The following is a 20,501-nucleotide window of genomic DNA, read 5'->3' as shown; positions in this document are numbered from 1 at the left end:
TGGCTGTCACAGATCTCATGTGGGAGCGGGCTTGCTCGCGAAAGCGGTTCATCATTCAACTTTATGTTGCCTGATACACCGCTTTCGCGAGCAAGCCCGCTCCCACAGGTTATGTGTAAGCTTGCTCTATTTGGTGACAGGCCAAAACCTTTCGCCACCCCCCGGCGCATCCGTCCACGCCTGCAGCGAGCGTGTCGGCAAGTCAAAATAATCGCGCGTACGTGCATACCCATGCCCACCCATCCGCCCAATCGCATCGAGCCCGAGTTGATCGATATACAAGGTTTTCGGGTCGATCAATTCATCCCGTACATGCGCCATCAACACTTCGCCAAAGATGATCTCCCGTGACTGACCGATGGACAGCGCCATCATCCGTCGACATTCCAGCGCCACCGGGGCTTCGCCGATTCGTGGGCATTTGACCGTGGTGCCGGGAATGGCAGTGAGGCCCGCAGCAGTCAGTTCGTCGAAACCGGGGGCGAACGGCACGGCGCAGACGTTCATGGCTTCCACCAGGGCATCGCTGACGATGTTCACGGTGAATTCCTGGTTGAACTGGATATTGCGCGTGGTGTCCTTGGGGCTTTGGTCACCGTAGTTTTCCACGCCCAACGCGAGGATCGGCGGGTCGGCCGAGAGGGCGTTGAAGAAGCTGAAGGGCGCGGCATTGATCCGACCTTCGCCGTCGATGGTAGTGACCAGGGCAATCGGCCGTGGCACCACGCTGCCGATCAGAATCTTGTACTTGTCTCGCGGGCTCAATTGGCTGAAGTCGAAGCTTTGCATGGGCAGAATTCTCTAACGAAGGGGATCAATCGTGCTCAGCGGCGCGTCTGCGCTGTAGTCGTCAGCGAACGGGATGGCCGGTTTGAACAGGTCTTTCCAGTCCGGTTGGCCGAAGGCCCGGTCGCTGTGGCTGCGCATCAGTTTTTCGAATTGTTGTTGGGCCTGGCGTTGCAGGGCGGGGTAGTCGACACCTTGAACCTGACCGTCCTGCATCACGCAGCGGCCGTCGATGTAACTGGCGATGCAGTCGTCACCGCGCCCGGCCAGCATCAGGTTTTTCAGTGGATCGAACAGCGGTCCCAGGTGCAGGCCGCGAAGGCTGAACACCGTGATGTCAGCCTTTGCGCCCGGTGCCAAGCGGCCCAGATCATCGCGACCCAAGGCCTTGGCGCCGCCGAGGGTGGCGGCGTTGTACAAATCCAGGGTGCTGGTGAGCAAGTTTCCACCCTCCATCAATCGCGCGATGTTCAGACCGTGGCGCATGTTTTCCAGCAAATCCGCCGGCCAGGTGTCGGTGCCCAAGGCGAAGTTAATGCCCTTGGCCCGATAGCGACCGAAGGAGTTCAGCGCCTCACCGTCACGGGCAAACACCACCGGGCAATGCACCAGACTCGCGCCGCCATCCACCACGCGTTGCAGATCGTCATCGCCGCAGGTGTAGATGCCGTGGGGCAGCAGACTGCGTGGGGTCAGCAGATTCAATTGCTGCAACCAACCCAGCGGCGAAGTGCCGCGCAGTTGTTCGACCATCGCCACCTCACCGAGCCCTTGGCAGCAATGCAAACGCATCGGCGCGTTCAGTTCCTGACTCAGCGCGGCAGTGCGTTGCAGCAGGGCCGGGGTGCAGGTCTGGATGCGGTCCGGCAGCAGCGCGCCGCGAATCAAACCCTCGTGCGCACCGTCGAAATCATGGAAAAACCGCACAGCCGCATCGAGCCCGGCCATGCCCCGGGCTTCATCCCAGTGATGCCCGAGGCTTCCATCGGCGCGCCAATAACTCATGCCGCTCATGTAGCAGGGGCCGAGGTAAGTCCGCAGCCCCAACTCGGCAGCGACACCGGCTACCGCAGAAAACTCGTCGTACGTCTCGGCCCATTCGCGGTAGTACATCGAGGTGATCGGCATGGCGGTGGTGATGCCGTTGCGGATCAGCTGAGTGAAGGCGTAGCGGTATTTGAAGACTTGTTCATCCGGGCTGTAACTCTCCCGCGGACCGCTCGCCAGGTAGTCCTCGGACCACATCCGACCCATGTCGCGCTCATCGCCGTTGTCCAGCGTCAGCACCGTCGAATCAAGGTCTCCGAGTGCATCCAGATCGATAAAGCCCGGACCGATCAACGCGTTGCCATAATCAATCCACTGATCCACCGGCCCCGAATAACCCCGCCCGACAAACACAATGCGCGAACCTTCGAACACCACTTCGCCGTCGCGCCACAGCACATGCTGCGTACCGTCGAACCCGACCACGCAACTGGCTTTCAATCCGATCCTTTTCACAAACGACTTTCCAGCAGTCGGCCACCGGAGGCGATCAACTCACCGCCGCGATAAACCTGCCGCACTGGACGCGACACCACCGCCTCACCCAGCGTCTGCACCGGCATCAGCAAAAAGTCCGCCGGTGCACCGATCTCCACTCCATAACCTTCACAGCCCAACGCCCGAGCGCCATTCACCGTGGCGGCTTCGAACGCCGCTGCCAGTTCATCGTCCTTGTTCAAGTCGAAACGAAACGCCAGCAGCATCGCCCGTTCGAGCATGTCGCCGTTGCCCATGGGCGACCAGGCGTCGCGAATGCCGTCCGAACCCAGGCACACGTTCACCCCGGTCTCGCGCAACGCGAGGAACGGCGGCACCGCGCAATCGGCCGGTGCCGAACTCATCAGGGAAATGCCCAGCGCCGCGAGGCGTTCGGCCACCGGTTTGACCTGGCTCCACGGCAACATCCCAAGGCAGTACGCGTGGCTGATCATCACCCGACCCTGACACCCGAAGCGCTCGGTGTAGTCGGCGATCAGCGCGATCTGCCACAGGCCCAGTTCGCCCTTGTCGTGCAGGTGAATGTCGACGCCTCGCTCGAATTCACTGGCCAGCTTAAACACGAAGTCGAGTTGGGCGATGGGGTCGTTGTCGATGCCGCAGGGGTCGAGGCCGCCGACGTTTTCCACGCCCAGGGCCATGGCTTCGCGCATCAGTTCGGCGGTGCCGGGGCGGCTGATCAGGCCGGTTTGCGGGAACACCACCAGTTGCAGGTCGATCAGGTCGCGGTAGCCTTCGCGCAGTTGCTGCATGGCCTCGACGTGGCGCAGGCCGAATTCCGGGTCAATGTCGACGTGACAACGCATCGTCAGCGAGCCACGGGCGATGCAGTTTTCCAGCAGGGCGCCGGCACGCTGGGCAATCGGTGCCTGGACGTCACGCAGCACGCGGCGCTCGTTGGCGATGTAGTCCTTGAGCGTCGGGCCGGCGCTGTTCGGGCGCCAGGGTTGACCCCAGAGGGTTTTGTCGAGGTGGACGTGGCTTTCGACCAGGGCGGGGGTGAGGAGCTGGTTTTGGCCGTCGATGTCGGTGGCGTCCAACGGCGCGTTGGACGCGGGGCGTCGATCTTTAAACAGGCCGTTTTCAAGAAGCAGGTCTTCGGCGGCGCCACCATAAGGCCGCACATTACGTAGCCAGCGGGGTTGGGTCATTGCATACCTCAAATTTTGTGGTGTTTGGGCGGGCCTCATCGCGAGCAAGCCCGCTCCCACATTGTCCGCGTGACCACTGAAGATCAAATGTGGGAGCGGGCTTGCTCGCGAAGGCGGCACCTCGGTCTTGGATCAACCCTTGAGCTTCGACCAGATCCGGTCCTGCAGCTCCCGCGCCTTGTTGCTGCACTCTTTTTCCGGGCGCAGGCGCGAGGCGAACTCGTCGGGCATGTTGATCGCGTCCATCACCCGCCATTTGGCGTCGATCAGCTTGTCGCTCTGGATGCCGTTGGCGTAGGCGATGGCGTTGGACACGGCGGCAGCGTTTTCCGGCTTCATCATCCAGTCGATGAAGATCTTCGCGTTGCCAGGGTGCGGGGCGCTTTTCGGTACGGCGAAGTTGTCCTGGAACATCGCCAGGCCTTCGCGCGGGTACACGTACTTGATGGTGCTTTTTTGCAACGTGGCCCGGGCGGTGGAGCCGTTCCAGTTTTGCATCATGATCACTTCACCGGAGGCCATGCGGTCGACGGTGTTGTCCGAGCTGTACATCTTCAAGTGCGGTTTCTGTTTTTGCAGCAGCTCCAGAATGCGCTTGGCGTCCTGCGGGTTTTCGCTGCATTCGTCGACGTTCAGGTAATGGCTGGCGGCGTTGATCACACTGCTGGAAGTGTCGAGGGCGGCGAGTTGGCCTTCGAGTTCCTTGCGCGGTTCGAAGAACTCTTTCCACGAATCGTCCAGTTTGCCGCCGGGCACCCGTGCGCTGTCATAGGAAAACCCGGTGGTGCCCCACAGGTACGGGGCGGAGAACTTGCGGCCGGGGTCGAAACTCGGGTCGCGGAACGCCGGTTTGACGTATTGGAAGTTGGGCAGGGTCGACGCGTCGATTTTCAGCAGCAAGTCCTGGTTGATCAACGTGCGCATGATCGACTGCGACGGCACGATCACGTCATACGCCGCGCCACCGGCCTGCAACTTGGCCAGCAGGGTTTCGTTGCTGTCGTAGCCGTCCATGGTGACTTTGATCCCGGTCTCCTTTTCGAACTTGGCCAGCAGATCGACCGGGTAGTAGTCGGTCCAGTTGTAGAAGAATAGTTCTTTGGGTTCGGCGGCCTGGGCGCTGAACGCCGCGAAGCAACTCAGGGCCAGACCGGCGACAGCGAAACGCATGCTTTTTGTTTTCATTGGCTTTTTATTCATAACAGCAGGCTCCAGGCTCATTGGTTTTTGCCGCGCTGTCCCAGCCAGAAGGCCAGCACCACCAGCACGATGGAAATCACCAGCATCAGGGTCGAGATCGCGTTGATCTCCGGCGTGACGCCGGACTTGATCGCCGAGAAGATGTACACCGGCAACGTCGTCGAACCGGGGCCGGCCACGAAGAAGGTCATGATGAAGTCGTCGAGGCTGACCACGAATGCCAGCACCGAGCCTGACAACACCGCCGGCCACAGCAGCGGCAGCGTCACTCGACGAAATACCTGCCACGGGTTGGCGTACAAATCGTTCGCCGCCTCCAGCAAACTCTTGTCCAGGTCATTGAGCCGGGCACGGATCGGCAGGTACGCGAACGGAATGCAGAAGCCGATGTGCGCGACGATCACCGTCAGTAAACCGAGCTTGATCCCCAGCGCCATGAACAGCAGCAGCGTGGCCACGGCGGTGACGATCTCCGGCAGGATCAGCGGCAGGTTGATCCCGCCCTCGACCATTTTCTGTCCATAGAACGGCCGGTAAGTCGCCAGCGCTGCGAGCAACGCAATGGCCGTGGCACACACCGTGGCGATGCTGGCGACGATGATCGAGTTCAGCGCCGCCGTCTGGATCGACGGGTTGGCCAGAATCCTGCCGTACCAGGCAAAGGAGAACTCGGTCCACACCGTGGCCGAACGGTTGGCGTTGAAGCTGTAGGCGATCAGCACAAAGATCGGCACGTACAGATACGCCAGGATCAACAGGCTGACTTCGCGGGTCAGGGGCAGTTTTTTCAGGTGCAGGGCGATCATGCGGTGGCTCCCCGACGCAGGGTTTTGGCGGTGCTGCGGCTATAAAGGGCGTAAAGCACCAGGGACAGCAGCAGAATCCCCAGCAACAGGAACGACAACGAACTGCCCAGCGGCCAGTTGCGCGCGGTACCGAACTGTTGCTGGATCAGGTTGCCGATCATCAGCGTCTTGCCGCCGCCGAGAATTGCCGGGGTGATGAAGGCACCGAGACTCGGCACAAACACCAGCAGCGCACCAGCAATCACGCCGGGCATCGACAGCGGCAGGATGATCCGCCGCAACGCATGCCAGCGATTGGCGCCGAGGTCGTAAGCCGCTTCCACCAGGCGCCAATCGAGTTTTTCCAGGGTCGAGTAGATCGGCAAAATCATGAACGGCAGGAAGCTGTAGACCAGCCCGACGCTGACGGCGAAGTCGTTATAGAGCAGGGTGATGCCGCCGGCCTGCGGGAACAGCGCGTTGAGGCTCTGGGCGACCCAGCCGTGCTCGCGCAGGATGATCAGCCAGGCGTAGTTGCGGATCAGCAGGTTGGTCCAGAACGGAATGGTGATCAGCAACACCATGAGGTTGCGCCGCTGCGGTGTCAGGCTCGACATCCACAACGCCACCGGGAAGCCGAACAGGAAACACAGCAACGTGGTGCCGCCGGCCTGGAACACCGAGCGCAACAGCGCCTGGGCGTAGACCCAGTTCAGTTCCAGTTCACCGTCGAAACCTTCCTGGAAAAACAGTTGCACGTAGCTTTGCAATTGCCAGTTGGCCTGCCAGTCGACGCCGCCATACACATTGCGCGGCAACAGGCTGATGTAGCCCATGATGCCGAGCGGAATGGCGATCAACGCCAGCAAAGTCAGAACCACCGGGCTGAGCAACAGCGCTCGGTTGAGGGCGGGAGAAGTGCTGCTGACGCTCATCTCAGGCCTCCATCAACAGACAGGCGTGGGGCGGCAGGTTGACCGCGATACGATCACCGACCACCCGGCCACGATTCAGGCCTTCGTTGTTCTCGCGCAGCATGACCTTGACGTCGTTGTTCAACCGGCACTGATAGAGCGTGGCAGTGCCGACATACAACACCGCTTCGATCACACCGCGCAGGTGATGCGGTTGCGCCAGGTCGACCAGTTGCGAACGCTCCGGGCGGAAGGCCAATTGAACGGCAGCACCGTCGAAGCCTTGGGCCGGGCAGGGGATTTCTACTGGCATGCCGTTCGGCACGAACAGTTTTTCGTTTTGCTGGCCGCGTTTGATGTGGCCGGGGAGGAAATTGATGTCGCCGATAAACTGGGCGACAAACTGATGTTTGGGTCGTTCGTAGATATCGTTCGGTGTGCCGATTTGCAGGATCTTGCCGGCTGACATCACGGCGATTCGGTCGGACAGGGTCAGGGCTTCTTCCTGATCGTGGGTGACGAAAATGAAGGTGATCCCGGCTTCCTTCTGTACGCGCTTGAGTTCGACCTGCATTTCCTTGCGCAGCTTCAAGTCCAGCGCCGACAGCGGTTCGTCGAGCAACAGCACTTTGGGTTTCGGCGCCAGGGCCCGGGCCAGGGCCACGCGCTGCTGTTGGCCACCGGACAACTCGGCCGGTTTGCGCTGGGCCAGGTGTTGCATTTGCACCAGCGCGAGCATTTCATCGACACGTTGCGGGATGAGCTTGCGATCAAGGCCCTGCATCTCGAGGCCGAAGGCGATATTCTGCGCGACGCTCATGTGTGGAAATAGCGCGTAGCTCTGGAATACGGTGTTGACCCGGCGCTTGAACGGTGGCAAATCATTGACCGGTTCGCCCGCCAGACGAATCTCGCCTTCGCTGACCTGTTCGAAGCCGGCGATGGTGCGCAGCAGGGTGGTTTTGCCACAGCCGGAAGGGCCGAGCAGGGTGAAGAATTCATTGTCGGCAATGTCGACTGAAACGTTGTCGAGGGCTGGCGCCAGCCCAGGATCGTCGGAATACCGCTTGGAGACGTTACGCACTTCAATCGCTGTTGGATGACCCATATTGGTGCATTCCTCTAATTATTGTATGCAATATCTGGATGCAATCTAGAAATAACCGGATTAATCTGCTCGTGCAACCCCCTTTTTCAAAGGCTGCTCATCGCCTGGGGCCGGTTGTTTAGCGCTAAAGGAGTGTTCAGATGACCGAGAAAAAACTCGAAACCACGGTCGACCGCGTCTACCAAGGGGTTTACGAGGCGATCAGCAAACGTTCATTGCGTCCCGGGATGAAGCTCGGCGAAGCGTCATTGGCCGAACTTTTTAATGTCAGCCGGACGTCGGTTCGTGCCGCGCTCAAACAGTTGGAGGCCGATGGCCTGGTCACCACCGAGCCCAACAAAGGGGCGTCGGTATCGTTGCCCAGTGATGAGGAGATTCGCTCGTTGTTTGAAACGAGGCGCCTGATCGAGATCGGCATCGTCACCGAGCTCTGTCGTCGTCGTGATACTGCCGTCACCCAGGACCTGCGTGATCACCTGTTGCTGGAAGATGAAGCGCACCGCAGTGGCGACCATGAACGGCTGATTCATCTGCTGGGTGAGTTCCACATCAAACTCGCGCAAAGCCTGAACAACCCGGTGTTGCTGGACTGGTTCCGCAAGCTGATTTCCCGCGCCTCGCTGTACGCCGCCGCGCTGGATGACGACAGTCACGAAGCCTGCCGCGACGACGAACACCTGCGGCTGATCGAGTTCATCGAAGCGGGAAATCAGAGCGCCGCGATCGAACTGACCTGCATGCATTTGAATGGCATCGAGAAGGCGATTCTCGACGTCGCCGCGACACTGAAGACTGGCTACCACCCGCTCAAGCACCTGATCGAGGTCTGATGCTCGCCACAAGGTAGCTGCTACATGGTTCGTCTGTAGAGCTCCATTGCCACAAAAGCCTGGATGATGTGAATCAGCTAACCTCTATGAAACCATTGGCGACGGCGATGCTCGAAACAAACGGGCACGCGCCGTCCTCATGCCGTTGCGATCCCTTAAGCCAGTCATCTACAGGGATACAGAATCAGTCGATGCAGTTTTTAGACGATAGCCATGGGTGTGCAGGCTGGAACGGTGAAATGGCCGGGCGCATCCGCGCGTTCGACTGGAGCCTGACTGAGCTTGGGAACATGGACACCTGGCCCAGAAGCTTGTGCAGCGCGGTGCAGTTGATGCTCGCGTCCCCATTGCCGATGGTGATGCTGTGGGGCCGACCCGGTTACATGATCTATAACGATGCGTACTCGAAATTCGCCGGTGGCCGCCATCCTTACCTGTTGGGTGCCCCGGTGGAGCTGGGCTGGCCGGAAGTCGCCGAATTCAATCGGCATGTGGTCGACACCTGCCTGGCCGGCGGCACCTTGTCCTATCGCAACAAAGAGCTTGTGCTTTTGAGGGACGGCATACCCGAAGACGTCTGGCTGGACCTCTATTACAGCCCCGTGGCGGATGATGACGGGAAACCGGCCGGGGTCATGGCGATGGTGGTCGAGACCACCGAGCATGTGATTTCCGAACGCCGTCGTCAGGCCGCCGAGGATGCCTATCACGCCGACAACGAGCGGGTGCGCCTGGCGCTCAATGCCGGGGCTTTGCTCGGCTCGTTCGTCTGGGACATCAAGGACAATGTGCTCTCCGGTGATGAGCGTTTTGCCCGCACCTTTTCCTACCCGCCGGAGCAAAACCTGGCCGACCTGCCAATGGACATCGCCGCAGCTCGGATCCATCCCGATGACCGCAGCTGGGTGCAGGAGCAGATCGATCAATCCGTGGAAACCGGCGAACCGTTTAACGCCGAGTATCGAGTCCTGCGCCCGGATGGCAGTTATCTGTGGGTGCTGGCGAGTGGTGGCTGCGAGTTCAACGAGCAGGGCGAACCGTTCCGTTTTCCCGGGGTGTTGATCGATATCCACGAACGCAAGAGCGCCGAAGAATCCCTGCTCAAGTTCACCCGCAACCTGGAGCAACGTGTTGCCGACGAAGTCGAAGCGCGACTGGCTGCTGAAGAACAATTGCGTCAATCGCAGAAACTCGAAGCCATCGGCGGCCTCACCGGCGGCGTGGCCCATGACTTCAACAACCTGCTGCAGGTGATCGCTGGCAACCTGCACTTGCTGGCGCGGCATGAACCGGACAACGCCAATGTGCAGCGCCGGGTCAGCGCTTCGATTGCCGCGGTCGAACGTGGCGCCAAACTGTCTTCGCAATTGCTCGCGTTCGCCCGTCGTCAGCCCTTGTCGCCAGCGGTCTGCGATCTGCGGCAGGTCTTCGATGGGCTCGGGGAATTGTTGCAGCGGGCGCTGGGGGAAACCATCCAGATCAACGTCAGCGCGGCCGAAGCCCTTTGGCGCATCTACGTGGACCGCAATCAACTGGAAAACGCCATCCTCAATCTGGCGATCAATGCCCGTGACGCCATGAACGGCGAGGGGACCATTGACCTGAGCGCCAAGAACATTGCCCTTGATAGCAAGTTTTGTGCAGGCAAGGGCATCGTCGCCGGCGACTATGTCTGTGTAGCGGTGGCTGACAAGGGTGTCGGCATGTCGCCGCAAGTACTCGCACAGGCTTTCGAGCCGTTTTTTACCACCAAGGCCGATGGCCAGGGCACGGGGCTGGGCCTGAGCATGGTGTTCGGTTTCGTCAAGCAGAGTGACGGGCATATCGAGATTTCCAGTGTGGTCGGGCAGGGCACGCGGGTGCAGCTGTATTTCCCTCGCAGCCTGCGCCCGATGCTCGACGAAACGACACGTCATGACCCGCAACAGCGAGGCGGACACGAAACCATTCTGGTGGTCGAGGACAACGAGGCGGTGCGCAGCTCAGCGGTGGAGTTGCTGAGTGAAGAAGGTTATCGAGTGCTGACGGCGGCTAACGGTGACGTCGCGATGCAGATGTTGCTGGAGGGCGCCGTGGTAGACCTGATTTTCACCGACGTGGTCATGCCCGGCCTGATCAAAAGCGCGGACCTGGCCGCCTGGGCCAAGGTGCAGACGCCGCCGGTGGCCGTGCTGTTCACCTCGGGCCACACCCGTGACATTATCTCGCGCAATCACCAGCTCAGCCCTGATACTTATTTGCTGAGCAAACCCTATGGTCCCCAGGCGCTGACCCATATGGTGCGCACCGTTCTCAACGGCTGAACGATCAACCCCTGTAGGAGCTGAGCTTGCTCGCGATGGCGGTGCGTCAGACACACCGCTATCGCGAGCAAGCTCAGCTCCTACAGGTGAACCGCATTTCTTTGAACCTTCCAATCAAGGCTGCTCATGACGTCCAAGCGCACTTCCAATCCTCCTTCCGGCATGGTCAGGGTGCGCGGCGCCCGGGAACACAATCTCAAAAACGTCGATGTCGATATCCCCCGGGATGCCTTGGTGGTGTTCACTGGCGTGTCCGGTTCGGGGAAATCGTCGTTAGCGTTCTCGACCCTCTACGCCGAAGCGCAACGCCGCTATTTCGAGTCCGTGGCGCCTTATGCGCGGCGTCTGATCGATCAGGTCGGCGTGCCGGACGTCGACTCCATCGAAGGCTTGCCACCGGCGGTGGCGCTCCAGCAACAACGGGGCACACCAAGCACGCGCTCTTCGGTGGGCAGCGTGACGACGTTATCGAGCCTGATCCGCATGCTGTACTCCCGGGCCGGCAGTTATCCATCGGGGCAACCGATGCTTTATGCGGAAGACTTTTCGCCCAACACGCCCCAGGGCGCGTGCCCTGAATGTCATGGGTTGGGGCGGGTGTATGAAGTCACCGAAGCGTTGATGGTACCGGACCCGAGCCTGACCATTCGCCAGCGCGCCGTCGCCTCCTGGCCCACCGCCTGGCAGGGACAGAACCTGCGCGACATTCTGGTGACGATGGGTTACGACGTCGATAAACCCTGGCGCGATCTGCCGAAAAAACTGCGTGACTGGATTCTCTTCACCGAAGAAACCCCCACGGTGCCGGTGTATGCCGGGCTCACCCCCGAAGAAACCAGAGTCGCGCTCAAACGCAAAATGGAACCGAGTTACCAGGGCACGTTCACCGGCGCCCGGCGCTACATCCTGCACACCTTCAGCCATTCCCAAAGCGCGCTGATGAAGAAGCGCGTCTCGCAATTCATGCTCGGCAGCCCGTGCCCGTTGTGCGACGGCAAACGGCTCAAGCGCGAGGCGTTGTCGGTAACCTTTGCCGGTTACGATATCGGCGAACTGTCGCAGATGCCGTTGCTGCAAGTGGCCGAAGTCTTGAAACCAGTCGCCGCTCACAGCTACCTCGAACAGGCCGAGGCGGCGGGTGAGGTATTGACACACGACCAGACCCGCGAAGCCCGCGAGCAACGAGTGGCCCACGGTGCCAGTGGTCACGCCAACGCGCCGGATGTACGCCACACACCGAACCTGTCGGTGGAGAAACGCCTGGCCGCGCAACGGATAGCTCAGGATTTGTTGGAGCGGGTCAGTACGTTGACCGATCTGGGGCTCGGTTACCTGGCGCTGGAACGCAGCACGCCGACGCTGTCGTCCGGCGAGTTGCAGCGTCTGCGTCTGGCGACGCAATTGGGTTCGCAGTTGTTCGGGGTGATTTACGTGCTGGATGAACCGTCGGCCGGCCTGCACCCGGCGGATGGCGAAGCGCTGTTCGAAGCCCTGCAACGCTTGAAAATTGCCGGCAACACCCTGTTTGTGGTCGAGCATGATCTGGAAACCATGCGCCGCGCCGATTGGTTGATCGACGTAGGCCCGGCGGCCGGCGAGCAGGGTGGCCGGATTCTGTACAGCGGGCCACCGCCAGGGCTGGCCGAGATAACGAACTCGCAGACGCGTGCTTATCTGTTCGCCGAGCAGGTCACCCAATCGCGTGTCAGCCGAAAGCCGACCGATTGGTTGCGGCTCGAAGGCATCACCCGCAACAACCTGAACAACCTCAGTGCCGAGTTTCCACTGGGCTGTTTCACCTCGGTGACCGGTGTCTCGGGCTCCGGTAAATCCAGCCTGGTCAGTCAGGCGTTGCTCGAGCTGATAGGCGCCCATCTAGGGCGGGCGGTGAGTGATAGCGAGCCCGAGGAGTTGAGCCTTGAGGACGACGCACCGCAGGTCAGCGGCGGTCAGGTCACGGCGGGGCTGGCGTCGATCAAGCGCCTGGTGCAAGTCGATCAGAAACCCATCGGCCGCACACCGCGCTCGAACCTGGCGACCTACACCGGGCTTTTCGACAACGTGCGCAAACTGTACGCCGCCACGCCTGAAGCCCGGGCCAAGGGTTACGACGCAGGCCAGTTTTCCTTCAACGTCGCCAAGGGCCGTTGCCCGACGTGCGAAGGTGAAGGCTTTGTCAGCGTCGAGTTACTGTTCATGCCCAGCGTCTATGCCCCGTGCTCGACCTGCCACGGCGCGCGCTACAACCCCGAGACGCTGGCAATCATCTGGCAAGGGTTGAACATCGCCCAGGTGCTGCAACTGACGGTGGACGAGGCGGTCACGGTGTTTGCCGAGCAACCGGGTATTCGCCGCTCGCTGGAGGTGCTGCGCGATATCGGCCTGGGTTACCTGCGCCTCGGCCAGCCGGCGACCGAGCTGTCGGGCGGTGAAGCCCAGCGGATCAAACTGGCCACCGAACTGCAACGCAACCAGCGCGGGGCAACGTTGTATGTGCTCGACGAGCCCACCACCGGTTTGCACCCAAGGGATGTCGATCGCTTGCTCGAACAGTTGAATACGCTGGTGACGGCGGGGCATACGGTGATCGTCGTCGAACATGAAATGCGCGTGGTGGCCCAGAGTGACTGGGTGATCGACATCGGCCCGGGGGCGGGGGATCAGGGCGGGAAGATTGTTATTGCAGGCACACCGCAGAAAGTGGCTAAAAGCAAAAAGAGCCGGACGGCGCCGTTTTTGGCCAGAGTTCTTGGCTCGGCTTGAATTCGTGGTGTTCTTGCGGTCCTCATCGCGGGCAAGCCCGCTCCCACATGATTTGTGAACGACTCGGTTCCTGTGGGGGCGGGCTTGCCCGCGATGAGGACCGCAAAGGACTCGACAAGGTTATTTGTCTGGGTGAGCAGCCTGGAGCTTTTTCGCCATTTGCAGATGCTTCTCCAGCGTCGGCAGCATTTTTTGCGCGAAACCTTTCAGCTCCGTGGCGCCTTTGCTTCTGTCGTCCGTCACGGTGTTGGCTTCTTTCTTGAACAGCGAAAGGGTGTCTTCATGGGCCTTCACCTGATTGTTGGCGTAGGCCGCATCGAAAGATTCATCGCGCAAGTCGAGGATTTTCTCTTTCGCTTGTTTGACCAGCGTCGTGCTGTCCGGCACCTTGATGTCATGCTTTTTCGCCAGCGCCGCCAGTTCATCGTTGGCCTTGGAATGGTCGGTGATCATCATGTTGGCGAATGCCTTGATGTCCGCCGATGAGCTTTTTTCCAGGGCCAATCGGCTCGTTTCGACTTCCGCGATACCGCCCGCGGCCGCGCTGTCGACGAAGTCTTTGGAAGTAGCAGCGAGCGCCGTGCCCATGCTGGTGCTCAAGGCAACAGCCAAACTGAGGTGGCGCAGGGTAAATCCGTCCATTGGTTATTCTCCACACAGGTTTTCATGGGCGATCGAGTGATCGTTAACGTGTGGAGGCCGACGAGCGGGCAAAGGTTTTATTGCGTTTGGGGCAGGGCGACGAACGGGCACCGCTGGTCTGATAGGCGGTCGACAGAACGGGCTAACCGAGGCCATTCTGGTACTTGGTGAACGCCATTGATCGCGTTTGCCTCCGATCAACAAACGGAGGTGTTCCATGCCGGTGATACACGACCTTTTACAGGATCTCAAAATTTCAAAGGAAGATATCCAGCAAAAACGCACCAAGGATCCGTTACTGGATTCACTGATCAACAAGTATTTGCAGGCGGATGCTGAGGTCTTAAAGGCTGAATCCGCCCAATCGGATGCGCCCAGCGATGACGCATTGAAGAAACTCAAGGAGAAGCGCGTGCAGGTTAAGCAAAAGATTGTTGATCGGCTCCTGATGCCGTCCTGACGCGTTCTGTCTGGTCACCGACGATCGGTGATTGAAAAATTGGAACGGTGATAAATACCGGCACCTCGAATGTTCAGAGTCCGAATTGACGGCTCCATGCGAGGTGCCCCATGAGTCCAAAATTCCCCAGCGAAGAGCAGGGCGGCTACGATCCCATCCCGACCCATCCCGAACCCCTGAGTCCAGGACGCACCACCCTCAATCCCGAAGATGAACCAGGCATCGACGAACTGCCCGACAATGAAGGCGTGCGCCCGCTGGACGAGGATGACTCCACCGCCATGGACCCGGAAAGGGTGCTTGAGGAAACGGATAATGCGGTGCGCGACAGAGAGATGGATCCGCGTTGATCACAATCAATGTGGGAGCGGGCTTGCTCGCGAAAGCGATCTTCCAGTCGATAAAGAGGTCGCCTGACTCTCCGCTTTCGCGAGCAAGCCCGCTCCCACATTTGATTTGCGTTACTTTTGCAGCGCAGTGCTCAACGGTAACCGCGCCATGTGTCTGGCCTTCAACGATCCGAAATACAACCAATCCCCATACTCGCGAACGGTGGTGATCGGCGAATAGTTGTCGCTGCTACCGTCCTGCAGGTTGGCGATCACTTTGCCGTCTAGATCCAGGCCCAGCGCGAAGGCGCGTTTCTCCACCGGTTTGGGCAGGAAAGTCATGGCCCGCACGATCATCTTGCGCACGAAGGGATGCGGCGCGGTGGCATCGAGCAATGCGTTGCGCGGTGCATAGAGCGCCACCCAGAAGCGGTCGTGGCCATTGAACGCGAGGTTGTCCGGCAACCCTGGCAAGTTGTCGATGAATAGATCACGGGTGCCGGCTTTCGGCCCGCTCAGCCAGTAGCGACTGATGCGATAGGCTCCCGTTTCGTTGACCAACACAAAGGCATCGTCCGGGCCCAGGGTCACGCCGTTGGCGAATTCCAGCTTATCCAGCAGGACCTCGGTCTTGCCGGTCTGGAAGTCATAACGCAGCAAGCGGCCATCGCCGCCGTGCTCGATAATCGCGTCGCCGTCACTGCCGTAGCCAAAGCGGCTGGAGGCATCACTGAAATAGGCGTAGTGCCCGGATTTGTCGATCGCCACGTCGTCGGTGAAACCGAAGGGCACGCCGTTGGCCGCCGTGGTCAATGGAATCAACCGGCCCTGGGCATCCAGTGACAGCAAGCCCTTGACCCCATCGGCAATCACCAGCAGACCGTTGGGATGACGGGCCAGGCCCAAGGGTCTGCCGCCCGTATCAGCCAGAATCCTGGTGACCTTGCCGTCGAGGCTGGTACGGATCAATCGGCCGTCATGCAAACCCGTGATGAGGACGTTTTCCTCCAGCAGCAACGCTTCCGGGCCGTCGATATCCGCGGCGCCGACGCGCTCCATGCCTTTGAGGCGCTGATTGTCGGCGTAGAGGCCGCTGGTGAGGGAGGGCGCGGGTGACGGTGTCCAGGCCACCGGTTGAACCTTGGTCGGCATCAGCAGCAGAAAGGCGCCGATGGCAACGACCACCAGCAACACCACATGGCGAAACTTGACGGTTCGACTCACGCGCTGACTCCTGCCGGGGCCCATTGTTTTTGCGCCATTTCGCGCAATGCCAGCATCGACGCTGCCGACTCACGATCGATGCTGCGCTTGAGCAGCAGTCGATTGGCAATGCGCATCGCAAGGCCGCTGAACCGATACTCCAGGGTGCGGACAAAGCGTGTTCCATCGCCCTGGGCCTCGCACTCGTAAGTCACCACCAAAGACAACCCGTGATCGTCATGGGCCCAGGCACTCCAGCGGCGTCCCGGCAGGTATTCGTTAACCTCCCAGTGCAAGTGTCCCTCACGCCCGCCCGCCTTGATGTCTTCCTCGAACCGCCCCCCGGCATGCAGCGGACCGCTCTGGCCATCGACCTTGAGGGACGAAGGATGCCACTCAGGCCAACGGGTCACGGTGCTGGCATAGGCGAGCACGTCAATCGGGTCTCCAGCAATGTCGATCTGATGCTGCATGCAGGTCATGGGCGTTCTCGTCGGGTGCAGGTCGATCGGCTCGGGTTCCCAATAGAGGGTGCCGAACAGGTAGTCCATCAGCGGAAAAACGATATTGAAATTGCGTTCCTGCATCAGCTCACGACGGTGATGCAGCTCATGCAGGCGGCGCATCTGGCGGATCCACGGCAACCGTGTGACGGGGTTCTCGGGTGGCAGGTGCTCGCAGGCATGGAACACTTCATAGGTCAGGTAGCCGAGGACCAGGCAGCCGCCGAACAACCCGGCGACGTTGGCATCGAACTGCTCAAGCAACCACCAGACGGGCAGGGTGATGACGACCGTGTGCAACACGATCAGCCAGGCTGGAAACAGAATCACCCGCCAGTCCCGGGCCGTGTCGTAGCTCATGTGGCCGGGGGCGAAAAAGCTGTGATGGTCGCCGGCATGGCGGGCGTAGAACAGTCGTGCGAAGCTCTTTTTGTGATGCCCCAAATGCCGATGGATCCTGTACACGCCGAAGTTGAAAAACAACAACGTCAACGGCACCGCCAGCCATTCCAGTGGCTGTACCCGGTGCACGGTGCTCCAGAATCCGCCGATGGCCAGCACCCCGAACAGCAGCACAAAAGCGCCGTGCAGCCATGGGTTGTAGAGCGGATGAATCGCAGCGCGGTAGCGGGCGCGGAATGCTTCGGTGGTCTGCCTCACTGCAATCACCTGTCGTTATTGTTATCTCCAGCAGATTAGACGATCCCGGCGTTTTGGCTGGCCCAACCTTGAGAACGCAACCGCCATGCTTCGGTGCAAACCGGGCTCAGGTCAGCGGGTTCCAGCGTTGCGACCAGTCATCGTCGGATTTGATCACTTCGCGCAGCAGGTCGAAGGCGTGTTGCAGGGTCGCCGAGTCGCGGTCTCGGGAGTAAACCAGATAGGTCGGGTAGCTGAATTCGGGGGCTTTGGGCACTTGCTCCAGTACACCGCTTTCTAGATAACTTTGGACCACCCGGGTGCGGAAATAGCCACTGCCGCCGTTTTCCAGAATGTACTGCAAGCCCAGTGGGCCGAGGTTAAAGCTCAACGCAGCTTTGGCTTTTTCCGGCAGGGCCGCATCGTGCTGACGGCGGAAGTCCGGGCCCCAGTCGATATACACGTAGGGATCGGGTCGTGCGGCCAGGCGGATAAGGACCAGTTTTTCTTCCAGCACCTGTTCGACTTGCAGGCGTGGCCAATACTCGGGCTGGTAAACCAGCGCCGCATCCAGAACCCCCAGTTCCAGTTGGCGCAGCAGGTTTTCACCGTCACGGATTTCCATGCGCAGGGCGTGGCTGGGAATCTTCTCGCGCAGTGCGCCCGCCCAGCTGAGCATCAGCGGGTTGCACAGACTGACCTCGCCACCGATGTGCAATACGTCGCGATAACCCTCGGGCAACGGCAAATCCCGGCGCGCCGCTTCCCAGGTTTCGACCAGTTGATTGGCGTAGACCACGAAGGCTTCACCATTCGGCGTCAGGCGCGCACCGGCGCGGTTGCGTACGAACAACGTACTTCCTAGCTGGCTTTCGAGTTTCTGTACCCGCGCAGTGATCGCGGTCTGGGTAACGTGGAGTTTTTCAGCCGCCGCGGCAAGGCTGCCGTGGCGGACGATTTCCAGAAAGGTGCGGGCTAGATCGATGTCCATGGGGAGGCCGATGCGGGAGGTGCGCCATTGTAAGAGCACCGCTCACCTGTGGCGAGGGAGCTTGCTCCCGCTGGGGCGCGAAGCGGCCCCAAAACCTGTCGCCGCGATTTTCCAGATACGCTCCCGTCGGATAGTTTACGGCTGCTGCACATCCGAACGGGAGCAAGCTCCCTCGCCACAGTTTCCCCTTTCACTTGGCTATTCGTTCAAAACGCGAAACACGAACAACCAAAGGCCCCCCAGAAACCGGCGAAATCACTGACCGGCGCCGAGGACAACCGTGCCCGTTCGTGGCTATGGGCATGCACCGCGCAAGCCCCGACACATTGATGAACCTGCGCCGTCAGCGGTGCCAGGGGTTTCCAATGGCCGGGTACTTTGGCAACGGGCGACCACTCAGGCACCACCGGGACGGGAGGCGGCCCGAGTTTTTCAAACTCGACGCTGCCGTAGACGATTTTGCCGTCAACGATGGTCAGTACCGATTCGATCCATTTGACCGCTTCATCCTCGATGTGGAAATAGTCCGCCGACAACGCAATCAAGTCGGCCAGCTGCCCAACCTTGATCTGGCCTTTTTTGCCTTGCTCGGAGGAAAACCAGGCGCTGCCGTGGGTAAAGAGTTCCAGCGCGGTATCGCGGCTCAAGCCTTGCGGGTACAGCGCCAGACCACCGACGGTGCGACCGCTGATCAGCCAGTACAGCGAAGTCCAGGGGTTGTAACTGGAGACGCGCGTGGCATCGGTGCCGGCGCCGACCGGAATGCCTTCGGCCAGCATGCGAGTGATGGGTGGCGTGGCTTCGGCAGCCTTGGCGCCGTAACGGTCGACGAAGTATTCGCCCTGGAAGGCCATGCGGTCCTGGATCGCGATGCCGCCACCCAAGGCTTTGACCCGTTCGATGTTCTGCGGGGTGATGGTTTCGGCGTGGTCGAAGAACCATGGCAAGCCGTCGAACGGAATGTCGCGATTAACCTTCTCGAACACGTCGAGCATGCGGCTGATGGATTCGTTGTACGTGGCGTGCAAACGGAACGGCCAGCGCTGCTCCACCAGATGGCGGACCACCGGTTCCAGCTCCTGCTCCATGGTTTGCGGCAGGTCGGGGCGGGGTTCGAGAAAGTCCTCGAAGTCGGCCGCCGAGAACACCAGCATTTCCCCCGCACCGTTGTGCCGTAGAAAATCGTCGCCCTGACCGTAGTGGGAGGTGCTGGTCCAGTTCTTGAAGTCGGTCAGCTCTTCCTTGGGTTTCTGGGTGAACAGGTTGTAGGCAATGCGCACCGTGAGTTGCTGGTCTTTGGCCAGTTGCTGGATGACTTGATAGTCGTCCGGATAATTCTGATAACCGCCGCCGGCATCGATGGCGCTGGTGACGCCGAGGCGATTGAGTTCGCGCATGAATTGGCGGGTGGAGTTGACCTGGTATTCCAGCGGCAGTTTCGGCCCCTTGGCCAGGGTCGAGTAGAGAATCATCGCGTTGGGGCGGGCGATCAGCATGCCTGTCGGGTCGCCATTGGCATCGCGCTGGATTTCGCCACCCGGCGGATTTGGCGTATCGCGGGTATAGCCGACCACCTTCAACGCGGCGCGGTTGAGCAGGGCGCGGTCGTAGAGGTGCAGGACGAACACCGGGGTATCCGGCGCGGCCTTGTTCAGTTCATCAATCGTCGGCAGGCGTTTTTCGGCGAACTGGAACTCGGTCCAGCCACCGACCACCCGCACCCATTGCGGCGTGGGTGTGCGGTCGGCCTGATCCTTGAGCATGCGCAGCGCGTCGACCAGTGAAGGGACGCCTTCCCAGCGCAGTTCGAGGTTGTAGTTGAGGCCACCACGGATCAGGTGCAAGTGTGAGTCGTTGAGACCGGGAATCACCGTGCGACCGTGCAGGTCGATAATTTGTGTGCCGGGACCTTGCAGGGCCATGGCTTGGGCATCGCTGCCGACCACCACGAAGCGTCCGTCCTTGATCGCGACGGCGCTGGCCTGAGGTTTTTTGCGGTCGACGGTGTGCAGGCGTCCGTTGTACAGAATGAGGTCGGCGGGGGCGTCGGGCATGGTTTTACTCCCTGCGATTAGCGGGCTGATCCAGGCACCGACGGCGCCTGCCGAAAGGCCTTGCAGTACACGGCGGCGGTTAAATCCGTCGTGGTCGTCAGGTGGGCTCATGGGCAGTGCTCCGCGCAAAAGCTTTTGATAAAGAAAGCGAGGGCAAACAGCCGATGTCTGACGCATGCGGCCAGAAAGAATATAGACGGCAAATCCACAGGTGGCCGTTTTCCGATGGCGAAAAACGACGAATCCCGCCTCGAGGGGCGGGATTCGTTTGCAGCCAGGCGTGCTCCCGAAGGTC

At 60.5% G+C, this 20,501-nt stretch carries 17 protein-coding genes; 5 read left to right on the top strand and 12 right to left on the bottom strand.

What is annotated here, in order from left to right; translation table 11 throughout:
• Positions 1-126: 126 nt before the first annotated feature.
• The 7 genes from KW848_RS13730 to KW848_RS13700 all read right to left on the bottom strand — a co-directional run bounded on the left by KW848_RS13730 (position 127) and on the right by KW848_RS13700 (position 7,489).
• Positions 127-789, bottom strand: a complete 663-nt coding sequence (locus tag KW848_RS13730) for a flavin reductase family protein (RefSeq protein WP_218537162.1) — start codon at positions 787-789, stop codon at positions 127-129.
• Between the two features lie 12 nt (positions 790-801).
• Entirely contained in the window at positions 802-2,289 is a 1,488-nt protein-coding gene (locus KW848_RS13725) for an amidohydrolase family protein (RefSeq protein ID WP_218537161.1), read from the bottom strand.
• Positions 2,286-3,482 carry an amidohydrolase family protein gene (locus tag KW848_RS13720; protein ID WP_218537160.1) on the bottom strand — a complete coding sequence of 399 codons (1,197 nt, stop codon included), beginning with the start codon at positions 3,480-3,482 and terminating at the stop codon, positions 2,286-2,288. Before KW848_RS13720 ends, KW848_RS13725 begins: the two co-directional genes overlap by 4 nt.
• 132 nt (positions 3,483-3,614) lie before the next feature.
• Positions 3,615-4,667: an extracellular solute-binding protein gene (locus KW848_RS13715; RefSeq protein WP_218537249.1), complete on the bottom strand. Its 1,053-nt coding sequence runs from the start codon at positions 4,665-4,667 to the stop codon at positions 3,615-3,617.
• A 32-nt stretch (positions 4,668-4,699) separates the two neighbouring features.
• Positions 4,700-5,488, bottom strand: coding sequence for an ABC transporter permease (locus tag KW848_RS13710; protein WP_008154998.1), 789 nt, complete (start codon positions 5,486-5,488; stop codon positions 4,700-4,702).
• Positions 5,485-6,402 carry an ABC transporter permease gene (locus tag KW848_RS13705; RefSeq protein ID WP_218537159.1) on the bottom strand — a complete coding sequence of 306 codons (918 nt, stop codon included), beginning with the start codon at positions 6,400-6,402 and terminating at the stop codon, positions 5,485-5,487. The genes KW848_RS13710 and KW848_RS13705 overlap by 4 nt, the downstream gene beginning before the upstream one ends.
• A gap of 1 nt (position 6,403) precedes the next feature.
• Positions 6,404-7,489, bottom strand: a complete 1,086-nt coding sequence (locus KW848_RS13700; protein WP_218537158.1) for an ABC transporter ATP-binding protein — start codon at positions 7,487-7,489, stop codon at positions 6,404-6,406.
• A gap of 140 nt (positions 7,490-7,629) precedes the next feature.
• On the opposite strand from KW848_RS13700, the gene KW848_RS13695 reads away from it, so the two are divergent.
• The 3 genes from KW848_RS13695 to KW848_RS13685 all read left to right on the top strand — a co-directional run bounded on the left by KW848_RS13695 (position 7,630) and on the right by KW848_RS13685 (position 13,385).
• Complete coding sequence (locus KW848_RS13695; protein WP_129443602.1) at positions 7,630-8,319, top strand: GntR family transcriptional regulator; 690 nt, start codon at positions 7,630-7,632, stop codon at positions 8,317-8,319.
• A 191-nt stretch (positions 8,320-8,510) separates the two neighbouring features.
• Positions 8,511-10,622: a PAS domain-containing sensor histidine kinase gene (locus KW848_RS13690; protein ID WP_218537157.1), complete on the top strand. Its 2,112-nt coding sequence runs from the start codon at positions 8,511-8,513 to the stop codon at positions 10,620-10,622.
• Between the two features lie 126 nt (positions 10,623-10,748).
• On the top strand, positions 10,749-13,385 hold the full coding sequence (locus KW848_RS13685; protein ID WP_218537156.1) for an excinuclease ABC subunit UvrA: 2,637 nt from the start codon (positions 10,749-10,751) through the stop codon (positions 13,383-13,385).
• 120 nt (positions 13,386-13,505) lie between these two features.
• Here the strand turns inward: KW848_RS13685 and KW848_RS13680 are convergent, their stop codons facing one another.
• Positions 13,506-14,027, bottom strand: coding sequence for a DUF4142 domain-containing protein (locus KW848_RS13680; protein ID WP_218537155.1), 522 nt, complete (start codon positions 14,025-14,027; stop codon positions 13,506-13,508).
• Between the two features lie 217 nt (positions 14,028-14,244).
• On the opposite strand from KW848_RS13680, the gene KW848_RS13675 reads away from it, so the two are divergent.
• A complete protein-coding gene (locus KW848_RS13675; RefSeq protein WP_192407933.1) occupies positions 14,245-14,487 on the top strand; it encodes a hypothetical protein in 243 nt (80 codons plus the stop codon).
• 110 nt (positions 14,488-14,597) lie between these two features.
• Positions 14,598-14,837 (top strand): hypothetical protein, encoded by a 240-nt coding sequence (locus tag KW848_RS13670; RefSeq protein WP_218537154.1) that lies wholly within the window; start codon positions 14,598-14,600, stop codon positions 14,835-14,837.
• A gap of 111 nt (positions 14,838-14,948) precedes the next feature.
• On the opposite strand, the gene KW848_RS13665 is transcribed toward KW848_RS13670, so the two are convergent.
• The 4 genes from KW848_RS13665 to KW848_RS13650 all read right to left on the bottom strand — a co-directional run bounded on the left by KW848_RS13665 (position 14,949) and on the right by KW848_RS13650 (position 20,206).
• Entirely contained in the window at positions 14,949-16,040 is a 1,092-nt protein-coding gene (locus KW848_RS13665; RefSeq protein ID WP_218537153.1) for an SMP-30/gluconolactonase/LRE family protein, read from the bottom strand.
• Positions 16,037-17,182: an SRPBCC family protein gene (locus KW848_RS13660; RefSeq protein ID WP_218537152.1), complete on the bottom strand. Its 1,146-nt coding sequence runs from the start codon at positions 17,180-17,182 to the stop codon at positions 16,037-16,039. Before KW848_RS13660 ends, KW848_RS13665 begins: the two co-directional genes overlap by 4 nt.
• Before the next feature lie 106 nt (positions 17,183-17,288).
• Positions 17,289-18,152 carry a LysR family transcriptional regulator gene (locus KW848_RS13655; protein WP_218537151.1) on the bottom strand — a complete coding sequence of 288 codons (864 nt, stop codon included), beginning with the start codon at positions 18,150-18,152 and terminating at the stop codon, positions 17,289-17,291.
• A gap of 206 nt (positions 18,153-18,358) precedes the next feature.
• Positions 18,359-20,206 (bottom strand): amidohydrolase, encoded by a 1,848-nt coding sequence (locus KW848_RS13650; protein ID WP_218537248.1) that lies wholly within the window; start codon positions 20,204-20,206, stop codon positions 18,359-18,361.
• Positions 20,207-20,501: the final 295 nt, after the last annotated feature.

It is taken from the genome of Pseudomonas sp. PDM25 (assembly GCF_019219045.1).
Classification (GTDB): Bacteria; Pseudomonadota; Gammaproteobacteria; order Pseudomonadales; family Pseudomonadaceae; genus Aquipseudomonas.
This window is presented reverse-complemented; position numbering and strand designations above follow the sequence as displayed.

What these genes read in the sequence shown, in the direction of transcription:
- KW848_RS13720 (WP_218537160.1), bottom strand. Translation starts at nt 3,482, where the DNA reads ATGACCCAACCCCGCTGGCTACGTAATGTGCGGCCTTATGGTGGCGCC.
- KW848_RS13690 (WP_218537157.1), top strand. Translation starts at nt 8,511, where the DNA reads ATGCAGTTTTTAGACGATAGCCATGGGTGTGCAGGCTGGAACGGTGAA.
- KW848_RS13670 (WP_218537154.1), top strand. Translation starts at nt 14,598, where the DNA reads ATGAGTCCAAAATTCCCCAGCGAAGAGCAGGGCGGCTACGATCCCATC.
- KW848_RS13655 (WP_218537151.1), bottom strand. Translation starts at nt 18,152, where the DNA reads ATGGACATCGATCTAGCCCGCACCTTTCTGGAAATCGTCCGCCACGGC.
- KW848_RS13730 (WP_218537162.1), bottom strand. Translation starts at nt 789, where the DNA reads ATGCAAAGCTTCGACTTCAGCCAATTGAGCCCGCGAGACAAGTACAAG.
- KW848_RS13675 (WP_192407933.1), top strand. Translation starts at nt 14,245, where the DNA reads ATGCCGGTGATACACGACCTTTTACAGGATCTCAAAATTTCAAAGGAA.
- KW848_RS13700 (WP_218537158.1), bottom strand. Translation starts at nt 7,489, where the DNA reads ATGGGTCATCCAACAGCGATTGAAGTGCGTAACGTCTCCAAGCGGTAT.
- KW848_RS13715 (WP_218537249.1), bottom strand. Translation starts at nt 4,667, where the DNA reads ATGAAAACAAAAAGCATGCGTTTCGCTGTCGCCGGTCTGGCCCTGAGT.
- KW848_RS13705 (WP_218537159.1), bottom strand. Translation starts at nt 6,402, where the DNA reads ATGAGCGTCAGCAGCACTTCTCCCGCCCTCAACCGAGCGCTGTTGCTC.
- KW848_RS13695 (WP_129443602.1), top strand. Translation starts at nt 7,630, where the DNA reads ATGACCGAGAAAAAACTCGAAACCACGGTCGACCGCGTCTACCAAGGG.
- KW848_RS13685 (WP_218537156.1), top strand. Translation starts at nt 10,749, where the DNA reads ATGACGTCCAAGCGCACTTCCAATCCTCCTTCCGGCATGGTCAGGGTG.
- KW848_RS13710 (WP_008154998.1), bottom strand. Translation starts at nt 5,488, where the DNA reads ATGATCGCCCTGCACCTGAAAAAACTGCCCCTGACCCGCGAAGTCAGC.
- KW848_RS13680 (WP_218537155.1), bottom strand. Translation starts at nt 14,027, where the DNA reads ATGGACGGATTTACCCTGCGCCACCTCAGTTTGGCTGTTGCCTTGAGC.
- KW848_RS13650 (WP_218537248.1), bottom strand. Translation starts at nt 20,206, where the DNA reads ATGCCCGACGCCCCCGCCGACCTCATTCTGTACAACGGACGCCTGCAC.